Genomic DNA, 12,995 nt, shown 5'->3' on the forward strand with positions numbered 1-12,995 from the left:
TAGGCTCCTGTTTGACTGTGCGGCGACAGAATTTGGCCGCCGATCGATAGTTTCCTGTTTGCCGGGTCAATGGACCTGCGGCGGCTGGCAGCGGAAATCCTTAGGCGTCTGGCCCGTCGCGGCGCGAAAGGCAGCAGAAAAGGCCGAGGTGCTGCTAAAGCCGCAGCGCCAGCTGATTTCCTTGATCCGCGCGCCGTCGTTCCGCAGCAGTTCCTTGGCCAAAGCGATGCGGCTGCGCGCGACAAATTCACCCAGACTGACGCCGGTTCCGTCCCTGAACACGCGGGCGACATGGCGCACGCTCATGTTGCAGTCGCGCGCAATATCCGCGATGCCAAGGGGGCCGGACAGATTGTCCATCACATAGTCGATGATATTGCGTACCTGCCGCGCACCGCGTGATGTCGTGCTGCCCAATTCCCGTGGACACATGTGCCGGACGAGTTCGACTGCCAGCCCCATGAGCATCGATTCGACAAGAGTCTGGCTCGCGAAGCCGGGCGCCCGCAATTCCGCCGCCAGTCCGGCAAAAAGGCGGCGCATGGAAACATTCTGGACATCAGCGCAGGGGTCCACCCGCTTTAGCGGCTGCTCGCCGTCGAACAGTTCTTCCAGAAATTCGTCCCCCAGCGCGACACACACCAGATGCCGTTCCTGAAGCGCGGGTTCGCCGACATATTGGCGATGCGGCGGCATGTAGAGGATGTCACCCGAAGCGACACGCCGATCGGGTCGGCCCATGCTGACCATGCTGCGTCGCGGTTGACCGTCGAGCGAATAATCCAGATAATGTTTCTCAGGGCTGAAGACGCCACTGCTGGGCAAAACCCAATCGAAATGACGCAAATCCACACGAGCATCGCGAACGGTCGCCACCGCTTCGATGTAGAAATTCTTGACCCCGAACCTGTCCTGGCCGGTCCAATCGCTCTCCGGACGAAACATCGCCACCTCTGCCTGTTTCTCTTCTCTCTGTGCATCAGATAGGCGCAGCACCCACTTTTACTTCTATCTTCGGATAGGTGGTCAAGACACCCAAGGGCGGCACATCCATAAACCATACTCGACACAATCTGGCCGAGGGCGGCATGGGGAACATATGCTATGCGTTTCTCACGCACCTCAGCCTGATATCCAAAAACAGGAGGCGCTCAATGTCCATCGCACCGCTCTTGCAGCAGCGGGCGCCATGAGAGCGCTGCCGGAAAAACCCGCCGCCGTCAGCCATTATCCCTGGTATGTGCTGGGCATATTGACGCTGGCGCAGACCTGCCATGGCATCGATCGTGCCATCATCGGGCTGGTGCTGGCGCCGGTCGGGCATGAATTTGCCCTGTCGGATGGACAACTCGGGATATTGGCGGGCTTTGCCTATGGCATATTTTTCGCGCTCGCCGCCCTGCCCTTCGGCGTAGCGGTCGACAACTGGAACCGTCGCAACCTGATGGCTGCGGCACTCACGCTGTGGAGCGGCGCGACCGCTTTGTGCAGCCTGGCGACCGGATTCTGGACATTGCTTGTAGGCCGTGCCGCGGTAGGGACGGCCGAAGCGGGCGGTTCACCGACCGGCATGTCATTGCTGAGCGACTATTTCGGGGAGGACCGACGCGCAACCGCTATCGGCATCTGGTATCTGAGTTCGGGTATCGGCCTTGCCATCGCCTTCATTGTGGGCGGTGCGATCGTGCAGAACGCCGGATGGCGCTGGGCATTTGTGGCCGCCGGCGTACCGGGACTGGTGCTGGCGCCCCTGCTGCTGCTCACCGTCCGGGAACCTTTGCGCGGCGCGCATGACGGGCCGGCCCCGCTGCAAGGAGAGACGCTGAGGCTGGTGCAGCGTATCCGCCTGCTCGCGGCGCGACCGGGACTGCTTTACTGCATCTTCGCCATCGTCCTGATCGCGGCGGGGATTTACGGCATGAGCACATGGCTCACCACTTTCCTGATCCGGGTCCACGGCATGCCCATTGCGCGGGCGGGTTTCCTCATCGCCATTGCCTATGGCGGCCTCGGCTCCCTGGGCGGATTCCTCGCGGGCTGGGTAATCGACCTCATCAACCGGCGCCGTGGCGGCTTCGATCCGGCGCGCACATCCCTGTTTGGCGCGGTGATCCCCTTGCTGACGGCAGTGACCGGCGTCGGCACCGTGCTGTTCCGGGACCTTGATCTGATGCTGGCGCTGCTGATGGCCTGCGGTTTCCTCAGCGCTTCCTATAACGGCCCGATCTACGCCGTCATCGTGACCATCGCCGGGCCGCGCCTGCGGGGCCTTGCGGTATCTCTGGTGCAATTGGGGGCAAACCTGATCGGCGTGGGCGCCGGCACTTATCTGATCGGCGCCGTCAGTGACTTTGTCGGGGGGACGGCGGGTGTCGCCTGGGGGATCGGCACCGCCATGCTGTTCACCTTTGCCGGGGGATTATTGCTGCTGCTGGCGTCCCGCGCGATCCGCCGTGCCCACAATAGCGGCGAAGCATAAGAAAAGGGCGGCCTGGTTCTTCGACCAGACCGCCCTTTGTCATGCACGCCCTGTCATTTGGATGCGGCGTCGCGCTCCTTGCGCCGCGCCTTGGCGGCTTCGATCCCCCGGAACACGGTGGTCGTGTTGCCCGCCCCGGCATAGAACAGTATGAAGAGCGGCAGGAAGTCCAACTCCTCATCGGTGAATTCGTTATTGATGAGGGCGCCGTTCATCTGGATCTCAACCAGATCGGCGCGTCCCAGCATGGCGGTCGCGCCCAGCACCAGCAGGCGCTTCTCCCGCATCGAGAAGATATCGCTCGCCCACAGATTGGCGAACTGGTTGCCGACGATTTCCTGATTGAAGGAAGAGTCGCGATACGGACGGGTCATGTCCGACGATCCCGGTCCGTAGACCTTGTCGAACACTTCAAGTCCCTTCTGCCACTGCGCTTCGTCGATGCTCATGCCTTTTCTCCCATTACATTTTCAAGGCCGACGACCGCCTGATCGGTCCGGCGTGTCAGTTCGACCAAGGGCAACGCGATGCCATAGCTGCGCGCCAGATCGATGGCCGCATCCAGATCCTTGACCATCAGCCCGCGCGTATATTCGCGCACCGCCGCTTCCTGCTCGCTGGACGACGGATCGTCACGTACCGCCAGCATCAACGGTCCGCCCACGCTGTCGGAGCTGGCGTCGATCACTTGCGCAAGTTGGCGGACATCCACCCCGGCATTGCGACACAATACGGAGGCCTCATAGCCGGCGCGCAGGCAGCCAAAGACGATGACGTTGCGCGCGATCTTCGCCGCCATGCCCGCGCCGGGGCCGCCCATATGCGCCACCAGCTTGGCAAAGCCGTCCAGCACCGGGCGCACATTCGCAATGGTCTCATCCGTGCCGCCGACCAGGCAGACGAGGCCGTGTTCGCGGGATTTGGGGCCACCGGTCACGCCGCAATCGACCAGTTCCACGCCCGCCGCGTCGGTCAGGGCGCGAACGGCGTTCAGATCCTCGATCGAGACGGTCGCCACCAACACCACGACCATGCCCGGCCGCGCGCGCGACAAAACGCCGTCGGGGCCTGACAGTACGTCAATCGTCTGCTTTGCGTTGACGACGGCGATGATGACGACGTCGGCCTGCGCGGCCAGTTCCGCCGGACTGGCGACGACGGGCGGCACCCCTTCCAACGTGTCGGCAGCATCGGCACGAATGTCATAGACCGCCGCCAATTGATTTGTCCGCGCAAGGCATATGGCGACGCCCGCGCCGATCTGCCCCAACCCGATAACTCCTGCTCTTCCCATCCTCATTATCCTTTCCGCCGCCTGTACGCGGTCCTGTAATCGACAGGCCGGGAGGGTGGCATAGCCAAGACCGACGCGTCATCCCGTTCAGGGCCGCTTGGCCGAACCTCGACAGCTTTCCCGTCCTTCACGACGCATTTGCCTCCAGCGGTAGATTTTTTGCGGCGAGAAGATAGTGGAGAACCGCGATCAAAAGCACGGATGCGGATAGCTGCATGCTCAGTTGCAGACCGCTTGCCGCAGCCGAGAGACAGGCCGCCGGCGGTGGGCCCCTCCCCGCAGCGAGACAGTCGGCGGCATAATTCCCCTCGTAGAGAAACACGGCCAAACGATCGCTGAGATAGCCCAGCACCACCGATCCCAATCCCAGCCCGGCCACGGTCTGGCCGAAGGAGTGGAGCGCGGCGGCGGATGCCCGCATGCGCGGTTCGACCAGCGATTGTGTAATGGTCATGATGGCGGGGGTGAAGGCGTAGAGTAAGGTGGTGGCGACGAAGAGAAAGGCGACCAGCCATCGCCAGTCCGACTGATGAATCGCGAGCAGATAGAAGGGCAGCGCCAGCCCCACCGCGATCGCGGGCGCCCATCCGCCCCAGCGTATATCACGCCGGATCAGGCGTCCGATCAGATAGCCGCCGCTGACCTGCCCGACCATTGTCGCCAGACTGAACGAAAGCGCAAACACAAGACCTGCGTGGGCAAGCGGCAGATCGAAGCGGCGGACCAGCAAAGGGATCAGGAACAGGTTGGTCCCGAACCCGACCAGCCCTACAAAACCGCTGCCGAAGGTCAGGTGCAGGAAAGCGGGGGAATGGGCGAGCCGCCGCAACACCATGGCGAAGGGCGGCGTATCCACGCTTTGCCCCGCATCTTTCCGCTCGGGCTCGGGAATCGTCGCGATCAGCAGAAGCGCCAGCAGCAGACCGGGTGCGCCGACCGCCACGAGCGCGAGCCGCCAACCGAATGTCTGCGCGATCGCGCCACCAGCGATCGCCGCTATGGCGCCGCCCAGCGGTACCCCTATCGCTATCAGCGAAAAGACGACCGCGCGGCGACCGGCATCGAACCGGTCGGAAATCATCGAGACGAGCGCCGGTGTGAAGCCCGCTTCTCCGATGCCTACGCCCATGCGGCACAGCAAGAGCTGGACATAACTCCCCGCTGCGCCGGAGAGCGCTGTCATCAGCGACCAGAGCATGGTTACCACGGCAATGATCCGCACCCGGCTGTAGCGTTCGGCCAGCCGCGCGAGCGGAATCCCCAGCACGGCATAGAAAAGCGAGAAAGCCAGCCCGCCGAGCATGCCGAGTTGAAGATCGCTCAGCCGCAGATCGTGGCGAATCGCCTCGCCGACCACGGCGATGATCGTGCGATCGATGAAGTTGAACATGTAGATCGCACCCAGAAGCAGCAGAAACCATTGGTCGCGTGCGCCTGACCCGCCCCTGCCCTTCATCGCCTCTCCGATTGCCATCCGGCTGCTTTTTTCATGCATGTAAGACAGATAGAACAGATTCTTTTCGATGTGTATTGGTTTTCTCTTGAAACCATCCTTGGACTGCGCCAACAGGTCGCCATCTTCGACAAAGGATTTCAGCATATGAAGACCATCATCATCGCGCTCACGGCTCTGGGCCTGGCCGCGCCCGCCTTTGCCCAAGCGCCTGCGGTGGATCGCAACGAGGCGGTCTACTCCGCCGATGGAACCAAGATCGGCAAGGTCGATCGGGTGCTGACCGCCGGCGACGGCGCCGTGAGCGCGGTGCGGGTCATCTATCGCGGAAAGTTCATCACCATCCCCGCAACCACGCTGAGCGCGGGTGAGAAGGGCGTGACGACCAGTCTGTCGAATGCCGAGCTGAAGAAACTGTGATTCTTTGCCCCACGGTCTTACAGGACCGTGGGGCATGGACCCGTGCCGCGCCTCGGCTTAAAGCGAAGGCATGAGGGCAGACCAAAAACCGCTCGCACGGATCCCCCGGCGCGGCCGACCGCCACAATCCGAAGGGCCTGCGCTCGACCGCAGCCGGCTGGTCGCGACCTTGCTGGACATGGCCCGGTCGGGCGGAATCGAATCGCTCAATATCCGTCCGGTGGCGCAGCGTCTGGGCGTGTCGCCACGTCTGCTCTACCACCATGTCCGCGACAAGGAGGAGATGCTCGGCCTGCTGACCGACGAGATTCTGCGCGGCCGGATGCCCGACCTGTCGGCGCCGGACTGGGAAAGCCGCCTCCGCAGCATCGCCCGCGCGGTCCATCTGGCCTATCGCGATTTTCCGGGGTCCGCCGCCTTCATCCTGTCACGCAGCGCCAACCGGCTGGAGCAACCCAATGCGCTGGCGATCCGCCGCGCCATCTTCGAGGGGCTGGCCGAGGCAGGGCTGACACGGCCGCAAAGCGAAGAGATGCTGGTGATTTTCTCCGTCATCGTGCTGGGCAATGTCGTCGTGGCGGAAAGCCTGACCGACAATGACGAACGGCTGGCGATGCAGCGCGATGTGGTGGAAGCCGCCTTCACCCGCGCGACCGACATGCTGCTGACCGCGATCCGTGCCGTCGCGGGCACGGCCTGAGCCTCAGTCGAGGTCGGCGATGGATCGGACGGGGCGGCTGATCCCGTCCCACGCGCGATGGGCGGCGTGCATCCGGTCGAGCGACGCTTCCATCGCAGGCGAAAGCTCCATCAGTTCGACATAGCCGCCATTGCCTGCGCGGGTATCGAACAGCGCGAACCTTTCGCCCGACGGCATCATGCCGCTGAACGCCATAGCATAGCCTTCGCCGGACAGCCGCTCCACCCCCTCGTCATAGGGAATGCGCAGCATGACATGATGATAGCCGTCACCATGACGGTCGAGCATTTCGGTGAAGACCGAAGGCCCCTCATTCGTCTGCTGGAGCAGTTCGATCAGCAGTCCGCCGGAAAAGCCGAACGCGACCTTCATCGCCACCTGCGTCGGCGCGCCACGATAGATCTGGCCCGGCAGCACGGGCACGTCGAAAACGAAAAACGGTCCCGCCCCCATGACCCGCGTCCAGTGAGCCAATGCGCGCTCCATGTCGCGCACCACCTGACACAGTTCCAGTATCGAGCCCTTGGGCTGCATCATGCGTCTCCCCAGATCGCGGCATGGGTTCGCAGGCCATGCTGGCGCGCGCGATCGCGCAACTGCTGTTCTCGCAGGGCGAGATCGACCCGGGGAACACCTGCGTCCACTTCGCGGTCGATGGCCGCCAGATCGACGACACGCACGTCGCGAATGAAGCGGGCGGGGTCGGCGCCTTCGGACACGCCCTGCCAGCGCAGCAGCACCCAGCCTTCTTCGAGGCCCGTTGTATCGATCCAGTTGGCGATGCCCGGATCGACGCCCGCCACCACATAGCTGACCGTGCAGTCTACGGCGGGCGTGACCTGCCCACTGTTGAGGCTGACCATGCGAAGCATCGGATCTGGCGAGATCGTCCACGGGTCGGCGATCTGGATGCCGGTATAATAGCTGCCCGCCGGATCGATGGTCACTAGCAACCCCTGCCCTTCCCCCAGTGCAAAGCGCCCACCGGCCAGATAGCCCCAACCCCCGTCACGGCCATTGGGTCCGATCAGCCGATTGGGTTCGGGATGGCCGAGAAAATCATTTTTGAAACCCGACCAGAAGGCGACCCAGGCAGGCAGGTCGGCGATGATGGTCCGGGCAATCTCGCTCTCGCTGCGCGGGCGCCGGTCCGATGGCGGGTCGAGGCGACGGACGCTGACCTGTGCCGGCACCTGCCGCCAGTCGCGCTGACTGTCACGGGTATAGACCTGAATCCGCGCGCCCGGCTCGGTCCGCAAATGGGTCGCACCGCCTTCCTGCGGGCCGACGGTCACCGTCACCTGCCCATCGGCATCGCAGAAGGGCAGAAGTTGCTGAAGCGTCAGCGCGCCCAGATTACGGCCAAGTCCCGCATGATGCTCCGGCTCGACCTCGGCAACGATGCTGAACTGCGGCGGATCGGCGGAAAAGCGGATGTCGACGGCATAGTGCCCATCGCCATCGACCGGAATTTCGCGATTGAAATTGTCGGGATTGTCGATCGCCACCGCCGCACCCGGATAGATGTGGCCGAACCAGCGCCGCGGGGCGTTGCTGATATTCCAGACGACCTTGGGATCGGCGGGATCACCATTGGCTTCGCGCATGGCGAGCCCCAGCACCCACTGATCGAGCGCACGATCCAGCCCCAGCCGTCCGTCGAGCGTAGCCGCCAGCGGATCGGCCAATAAGAGGAGGCGCGCCTCCTCGCGCGCGGCGCGGATGTCGGCCCGTTCGATCAGGCGTAGCGCCAGCCGTTCCGCCGCCGCCTGATCTTCGGTCCAGAGGGGGTTGGCGGTCATGAAATGGTCCCCACCCGGCCGCCATCGGTGAAGATGGTGCTGCCGGTCGTGTAGCTGGAGCCGTCCCCCGCCAGCAATATGGCTGCGCCTACCGCCTCGTCCGCCGCGCCGAAGCGCTTGATCGCGTTGCGCTCGGCCAGGCCCAGCCCCTTGTGAATATCGGCCTCTTGTCCGTCCGGACTCATCGATCCGACGCACAGGCAGTTGATCCGCGTGTGCGGCGCCTGCGTCTTGGCCAGCTCGCGCACCAGAAAGAGCAGCGCCGCCTTAGACACGCCATAGGCGACGGCGGGCGGGATTGGCGTGAAGCCGCCGCAGCTCTGGACTGAAATGATGCTGCCCTTGCCATGCGCCTTCATATCGGCCTCGGTCAGTTCGGTCAGACGCCAGGTCGCCATGACATTGACGTCCATCGCCGTTTTCCAGACGTCGTCCGTGTTCGCCCAAAGCCCGCCATCAGCGGCATAGACCACGCCGGCCGCGGCATTGTTGAAAACGATATGGATCGGCCCAAAAGCCTCACGGGCGCCCGCCACCAGCCGTTCAAGATCGGCCTTCTCGCCCGCATCGGCGGCGATGGCGATCGCCCTGCCGCCGTCGGCCGCGTTGATCTCTGCGGCAATCCGGTCGAGCCGGCCCTGCGAGCGGGCGGAGAGGACCACATTGGCGCCCAATTCGGCATAGGCCTTGGCGACATGTTCTCCCACGCCCGGCCCTACGCCGGTCATGATGGCGGTGCGCCCGTCGAGGCGGAAACGGTCGAGAACGCTCATGCTCATACTCCAGACATCAGGGTCGCGCCCGGTCGAACAGATGGCCGTAGCGCGCATAATAGCCGGCAAGCCGTTCATGCACCTCGCCCGGATCAATGCCGAACTGTTCCGGACTGTGTTTGTGCTTGCCAAGGCGGCTGGCGGCAGGATTGTCTGCCAGAAAAGCGGTGATGCGCGCGCGATGCTTGTCGGTGAAGGGCAGAGCGAAACGGTCGTAGATGCGCTGCATCGCCGCCATCGGATCGGCAACGATATCGCGATGGGCGAGGTCGAGAATGCGGCCCTCGATCGCCGGATCATTCGCCCGCGCTTCGGTCGCGCGGGCCATCGCCGCGCACCAGGTGTCGACCACCGACCGGCCGATCGCCTTCAGGTCGTCTGCGCCGCCCACGGCAGCGAGGAACCCCGCGATCATGCTCGACAACGAAGAGAAGGTCAGCACCGGATCGCGATGGGTCCACACCAACATCGCGCCGGGATAGGCCTCCACCAGACCGGGCAGGTCCATCAGATGCTGCGGTGATTTCAGCGTCCAGCGGCCCTTGGGTCCTTTCCACTGATATTGCTGGAGCATCCGCTTATGGGTGCGATATTGCCCTTCCGGCACGGTATCCTGCAACCAGCGGGCGAAATCGGGTACGCCCAGTTCGGCCGGAAAATTGGTGCTGGCGAAATGCAGCATCATGCCATGATTGCACTCGCCCGGCTGAGTGCAGTCCATCCGCTGGATATCGGCCAGTTGCGGCGCGTGTTTCAGCCAGTTTTCATAGATGGCCTGCACCTGCGCGATGCGCGGATCGCTGTCGAAACTTGCTTCTTCCGGGGCAGGCCAGGGGATATACCATTCCCATTCGCGGGGCGCGCGAGCGGCCGGATCAAGGCAGAGCAGGTCATAGGTGATCGTCGTCCCGGTGCGCGGCAGGCCGCAGACGATCAGCGGGTCCCCCACGTCCTGCGCGACAATGTCCGGATGCTGCCTTTCGTCTTCGGCGAAGCGCAACCGGGTCGCGAGCAAACCGACAATCTTGTGATGCGCGGTCTCGCGCAGCTGGGCTGGCGGGTCCATCGCCTCGACCGCTTCGACCAGCCGACGAAAGCCCGTCATGAAGGACAGGTCCGGTCCGAAATCCGACAGTCCGGTCGCGGCGCGCGCCTCCGCGATCAGCGCATCGGCGTCGAGAGGCGAACGCTCCAGGACAGAGCTGTTCATGGATACCCCTCGACCGACCGCTGCCTCATGACTCACCCTCTCCACTTTATTATTCCACGATGTGTATTTAATAGAAGAGGCCGTGGTCAAGCAGACAATTCACTTTTGCCCGCAGCGAGCCGCGTCAGGCTGCCTTGTCTTCCACCGGCGTCAGATTCTTCATGAAGGCCACGAAATCCGGTCCCAGTTCGGGGATGGGCAGCCCCAGCTTTTCGGCCAGATAAAGGGTCATGAAATTGTCGTTGAGCGATTTGTTCGTCGCAGGGATGTTGCCGATGCCGACCTGCCGGTCGAAGGCGCCCACGGCGACCAGCGCCATGCGGAGCGCCGCGACGATGTCATAATAATCGAGATGCCCGGCCTTCTGTTCGCTTGCCGCTTCCCAGATGGCGATCGTCTCCTCCTTGCTCGGCAGGCCTTCCAGCCGGGTGATACCGAAGCGGCGGCCGAACAGATCGTCGAAATAGAGCCACCAGGCGAGGTCAAGCTCCGCCGGCCCCAGTGCCGCGAGTTCCCAGTCGATCAGCGCGTTGACGCTGCCGTCGGCCGCGAACATGACGTTCGACGGCGTGGGATCGCCCCACAGCACATTCACCCCCGCATCGGCAGGCATGTTGGCGCGCACATAGGCCATGGCGGCATCGACGATGGGCATCGTCCGGCCGCGCCCCGCAGCCTTGTGCCACGCCTCCAGCGCACCGACATATTGATCGAGACCCGGCCGCCCATTTTCCGGCTGGGCGAGAAATTCAAAGCCGTCGCGCCAGTCGATCGTCGCCAGGCTGGCAAAGGCGTTGATGGCATTGGCGAATGTTTGCCGCCGCTGCTCCGGGGTCATTTCGACCAGCCAGCCTTCCAGATTGTAATTGGGCTTTTGCTTGGCGCATTCCCCTTCCACCTTGCCCATCACGAGAAAAGGCAGGCCGAGAATATCGGGGTCGAGATGCATGCCGATCCACGGCGGCACGGGCAGATCGCCGCGCGCATCGAGCGCCGCCATCATCTTGCCCTGAAGCGCGAGGCTGCTGCCGAACACCACTTCCAGATCCATCGGCTGACGGCGGACCACAAGCGTCTGGCTCTGGGAACCAGCCGGATCGACATAGTCGACGTCGACAAAGAAAATGTCCGCCGAAAAGCCCGCGCCCAGCGTCACATTGAGCGGACGAACGCGGATGTCGCGCCACTCGGGCTTTTCGCTCGCCAGCCAGTCCTGCAACTGGACGGTGATACGATCGGGAGTCAGCAATTCCATGATTACAGCCCCTTCGCCGCCAGCGCGCGCTTCAGTTCGGTGGTGAGCGGCCCCATATCCTTGGGCGACGAGCCGTGGAGCAGAATTTCATCGGCGCCAGCATCCAGGAACCCCATGAGCTGATCGGCGCATTGGGCCGCGGTCCCCACCGCAGCGCCCTCGTCCAGCCATTGCTGCGGAATGAGCCGACTGACATCGACCAGCTCCTGCCGCGTATAGGCCTGATCCGCCGGCTTGCCGTTGAGGCCTGCAATCTTGGGATGGGCGCGGATATCCTCCAGCACCTTTTTGTCCCAGCCGTTGATGTCGACGATCAGGTCGCCAAAGCCGGGCAGTTCGAAATAGGTGATGGCGCGGCCGCCGACGACGGCCTCCTCCTCGTCCTTGGGCAGGTCCGGGGCGACGATGATATTGTGATAGATGCGCACGGACATGGGATCGCGGCCGGCCTTCTCCGCCGCGTCGCGGACGATCTTGGCGCTGTTCTTCACCCCCTGCGCCGACACAAAGGGATGCAGCAGCACGCCGTCGCAATGTTCGCCAGCGAATTCCAGGCTTTTGGGCCCGATCGCAGTGAAGATGATCGGCGGGGGCGTGCCGCCATGGCGATCGGTCAGATTGATGGCGGGGAATTTGCCCAGCACACCCTCATAATCGATCTTCTCACCCGCCCAGAGGCGCCGGCAGATCGAGATCAGATCGGCCAGCCGCTCCATGGTGATCGGCGGCGAACCCAACATCTTCATATAGGCCGGAACCGCCCGCGCGAACATCAGGCGGAACCGCTCCCCGCTCATCGCCTGCATCATGTCGGCGACGCTGGCGGTGACGAGCGGATGGCGCATCGTCGCATACATGGTGCCGGTGATGCGGATCTTCGAGGTGGCCTCGGCCACCGCGCCCGCCAGCACCGCCGGTTCCTTCAGCGCATAGCGTTCGGAAATCCACACGCAGCCAAGACCGATACGTTCCGCCTCTTTCGCTTCGTCAATCCCGCGACGCGGATCATTGACCCGCCCGGGGAGGATATAGGTGCCGAACTTGTCGAAAAGTGCCTGTACGCCCGGTTCCACCGCTTCCGTCATTCCCATGTCCTCTCAAATATATGCCACTGCATTGCCGTTGGGAGGAGCATAGGCAACCTGTCAAACGGCAGGTTCGGGATGCACCTCGACATAGAGGCGCGTGAGCTTGAGCGCAGCGATTTTCCACTGTCCGTCCTGACGCACATAGCGTTCGGTATAATGGCCGAAACCGGTGATCGACTGACCGCCGGGGATCGGACATTTGCCCGGCGCCCAGACCACCCGGTCCTGCATCGCCGTGATCATGTCCGCCTCATCGCCGCGCAGGTCGATTTCCGACGAGTGGATCTGATGCGCCGAGCATGCGTCGATGACCGCGGAACGTACCTGCTCCAATATGGCGGCGTGCCCGCTCATTGGGGGATTGCCGGTGTCCTCCTCCACATCCAACACCGCATCGGGCGTGAACAGAGAGAGGAAGCCATCCCAGTCCTTGGTGTCGAGAAAGCGGCAATAGCGCGCCTTCACATTGCGGAGCGCCTCATAGTCGAGAAGTCTGGCCAGTTCGTCGCTCATTGGTTCCC

14 protein-coding genes are annotated in these 12,995 nt (G+C 63.5%); 3 read left to right on the top strand and 11 right to left on the bottom strand.

Annotated elements, in window-relative coordinates; genetic code table 11:
• Positions 1-66: 66 nt before the first annotated feature.
• Positions 67-945 (bottom strand): AraC family transcriptional regulator, encoded by an 879-nt coding sequence (locus tag VVT58_RS20070; RefSeq protein ID WP_102999874.1) that lies wholly within the window; start codon positions 943-945, stop codon positions 67-69.
• Between the two features lie 244 nt (positions 946-1,189).
• On the opposite strand from VVT58_RS20070, the gene VVT58_RS20075 reads away from it, so the two are divergent.
• Positions 1,190-2,479, top strand: coding sequence for an MFS transporter (locus VVT58_RS20075; protein ID WP_226869698.1), 1,290 nt, complete (start codon positions 1,190-1,192; stop codon positions 2,477-2,479).
• A gap of 53 nt (positions 2,480-2,532) precedes the next feature.
• On the opposite strand, the gene VVT58_RS20080 is transcribed toward VVT58_RS20075, so the two are convergent.
• The 3 genes from VVT58_RS20080 to VVT58_RS20090 all read right to left on the bottom strand — a co-directional run bounded on the left by VVT58_RS20080 (position 2,533) and on the right by VVT58_RS20090 (position 5,247).
• Positions 2,533-2,928 (bottom strand): carboxymuconolactone decarboxylase family protein, encoded by a 396-nt coding sequence (locus VVT58_RS20080; RefSeq protein WP_066562944.1) that lies wholly within the window; start codon positions 2,926-2,928, stop codon positions 2,533-2,535.
• Positions 2,925-3,773, bottom strand: a complete 849-nt coding sequence (locus VVT58_RS20085; protein ID WP_102999873.1) for an NAD(P)-dependent oxidoreductase — start codon at positions 3,771-3,773, stop codon at positions 2,925-2,927. The genes VVT58_RS20080 and VVT58_RS20085 overlap by 4 nt, the downstream gene beginning before the upstream one ends.
• 127 nt (positions 3,774-3,900) lie before the next feature.
• Positions 3,901-5,247: an MFS transporter gene (locus VVT58_RS20090; protein WP_352000103.1), complete on the bottom strand. Its 1,347-nt coding sequence runs from the start codon at positions 5,245-5,247 to the stop codon at positions 3,901-3,903.
• Between the two features lie 126 nt (positions 5,248-5,373).
• Here VVT58_RS20090 and VVT58_RS20095 point away from each other — a divergent pair, with 126 nt between their 5' ends.
• A complete protein-coding gene (locus tag VVT58_RS20095; RefSeq protein ID WP_102999872.1) occupies positions 5,374-5,646 on the top strand; it encodes a PRC-barrel domain-containing protein in 273 nt (90 codons plus the stop codon).
• A gap of 70 nt (positions 5,647-5,716) precedes the next feature.
• The gene (locus VVT58_RS20100; protein ID WP_102999871.1) at positions 5,717-6,346 is read left to right on the top strand and encodes a TetR family transcriptional regulator; all 630 of its coding nucleotides are present in this window, start codon (positions 5,717-5,719) and stop codon (positions 6,344-6,346) included.
• 3 nt (positions 6,347-6,349) lie between these two features.
• Here VVT58_RS20100 and VVT58_RS20105 read toward each other — a convergent pair whose 3' ends face one another.
• From VVT58_RS20105 to VVT58_RS20135, 7 genes are all read right to left on the bottom strand, one after another.
• A complete protein-coding gene (locus VVT58_RS20105) occupies positions 6,350-6,883 on the bottom strand; it encodes a VOC family protein (protein WP_102999870.1) in 534 nt (177 codons plus the stop codon).
• Positions 6,880-8,148, bottom strand: a complete 1,269-nt coding sequence (locus VVT58_RS20110) for a hypothetical protein (RefSeq protein WP_066562952.1) — start codon at positions 8,146-8,148, stop codon at positions 6,880-6,882. The genes VVT58_RS20105 and VVT58_RS20110 overlap by 4 nt, the downstream gene beginning before the upstream one ends.
• Positions 8,145-8,921 carry an SDR family oxidoreductase gene (locus tag VVT58_RS20115; RefSeq protein WP_327753999.1) on the bottom strand — a complete coding sequence of 259 codons (777 nt, stop codon included), beginning with the start codon at positions 8,919-8,921 and terminating at the stop codon, positions 8,145-8,147. Before VVT58_RS20115 ends, VVT58_RS20110 begins: the two co-directional genes overlap by 4 nt.
• 16 nt (positions 8,922-8,937) lie before the next feature.
• Positions 8,938-10,131, bottom strand: coding sequence for a sulfotransferase (locus VVT58_RS20120; RefSeq protein WP_102999869.1), 1,194 nt, complete (start codon positions 10,129-10,131; stop codon positions 8,938-8,940).
• Between the two features lie 124 nt (positions 10,132-10,255).
• A complete protein-coding gene (locus VVT58_RS20125; protein WP_102999868.1) occupies positions 10,256-11,386 on the bottom strand; it encodes a phosphotransferase family protein in 1,131 nt (376 codons plus the stop codon).
• A gap of 2 nt (positions 11,387-11,388) precedes the next feature.
• Entirely contained in the window at positions 11,389-12,471 is a 1,083-nt protein-coding gene (locus VVT58_RS20130) for a TIGR03857 family LLM class F420-dependent oxidoreductase (RefSeq protein WP_102999867.1), read from the bottom strand.
• A gap of 60 nt (positions 12,472-12,531) precedes the next feature.
• A complete protein-coding gene (locus VVT58_RS20135) occupies positions 12,532-12,987 on the bottom strand; it encodes a nuclear transport factor 2 family protein (protein ID WP_102999866.1) in 456 nt (151 codons plus the stop codon).
• Positions 12,988-12,995 lie beyond the last annotated feature (8 nt).

This window comes from Sphingobium sp. SJ10-10 (assembly GCF_036038995.2).
Lineage (GTDB): Bacteria > Pseudomonadota > Alphaproteobacteria > Sphingomonadales > Sphingomonadaceae > Sphingobium.

Coding starts and splice junctions, on each gene's coding strand:
- VVT58_RS20085 (WP_102999873.1), bottom strand. CDS start 3,773: ATGGGAAGAGCAGGAGTTATCGGGTTGGGGCAGATCGGCGCGGGCGTC.
- VVT58_RS20105 (WP_102999870.1), bottom strand. CDS start 6,883: ATGATGCAGCCCAAGGGCTCGATACTGGAACTGTGTCAGGTGGTGCGC.
- VVT58_RS20120 (WP_102999869.1), bottom strand. CDS start 10,131: ATGAACAGCTCTGTCCTGGAGCGTTCGCCTCTCGACGCCGATGCGCTG.
- VVT58_RS20110 (WP_066562952.1), bottom strand. CDS start 8,148: ATGACCGCCAACCCCCTCTGGACCGAAGATCAGGCGGCGGCGGAACGG.
- VVT58_RS20100 (WP_102999871.1), top strand. CDS start 5,717: ATGAGGGCAGACCAAAAACCGCTCGCACGGATCCCCCGGCGCGGCCGA.
- VVT58_RS20095 (WP_102999872.1), top strand. CDS start 5,374: ATGAAGACCATCATCATCGCGCTCACGGCTCTGGGCCTGGCCGCGCCC.
- VVT58_RS20090 (WP_352000103.1), bottom strand. CDS start 5,247: ATGGCAATCGGAGAGGCGATGAAGGGCAGGGGCGGGTCAGGCGCACGC.
- VVT58_RS20070 (WP_102999874.1), bottom strand. CDS start 945: ATGTTTCGTCCGGAGAGCGATTGGACCGGCCAGGACAGGTTCGGGGTC.
- VVT58_RS20135 (WP_102999866.1), bottom strand. CDS start 12,987: ATGAGCGACGAACTGGCCAGACTTCTCGACTATGAGGCGCTCCGCAAT.
- VVT58_RS20075 (WP_226869698.1), top strand. CDS start 1,190: ATGAGAGCGCTGCCGGAAAAACCCGCCGCCGTCAGCCATTATCCCTGG.
- VVT58_RS20130 (WP_102999867.1), bottom strand. CDS start 12,471: ATGACGGAAGCGGTGGAACCGGGCGTACAGGCACTTTTCGACAAGTTC.
- VVT58_RS20125 (WP_102999868.1), bottom strand. CDS start 11,386: ATGGAATTGCTGACTCCCGATCGTATCACCGTCCAGTTGCAGGACTGG.
- VVT58_RS20080 (WP_066562944.1), bottom strand. CDS start 2,928: ATGAGCATCGACGAAGCGCAGTGGCAGAAGGGACTTGAAGTGTTCGAC.
- VVT58_RS20115 (WP_327753999.1), bottom strand. CDS start 8,921: ATGAGCGTTCTCGACCGTTTCCGCCTCGACGGGCGCACCGCCATCATG.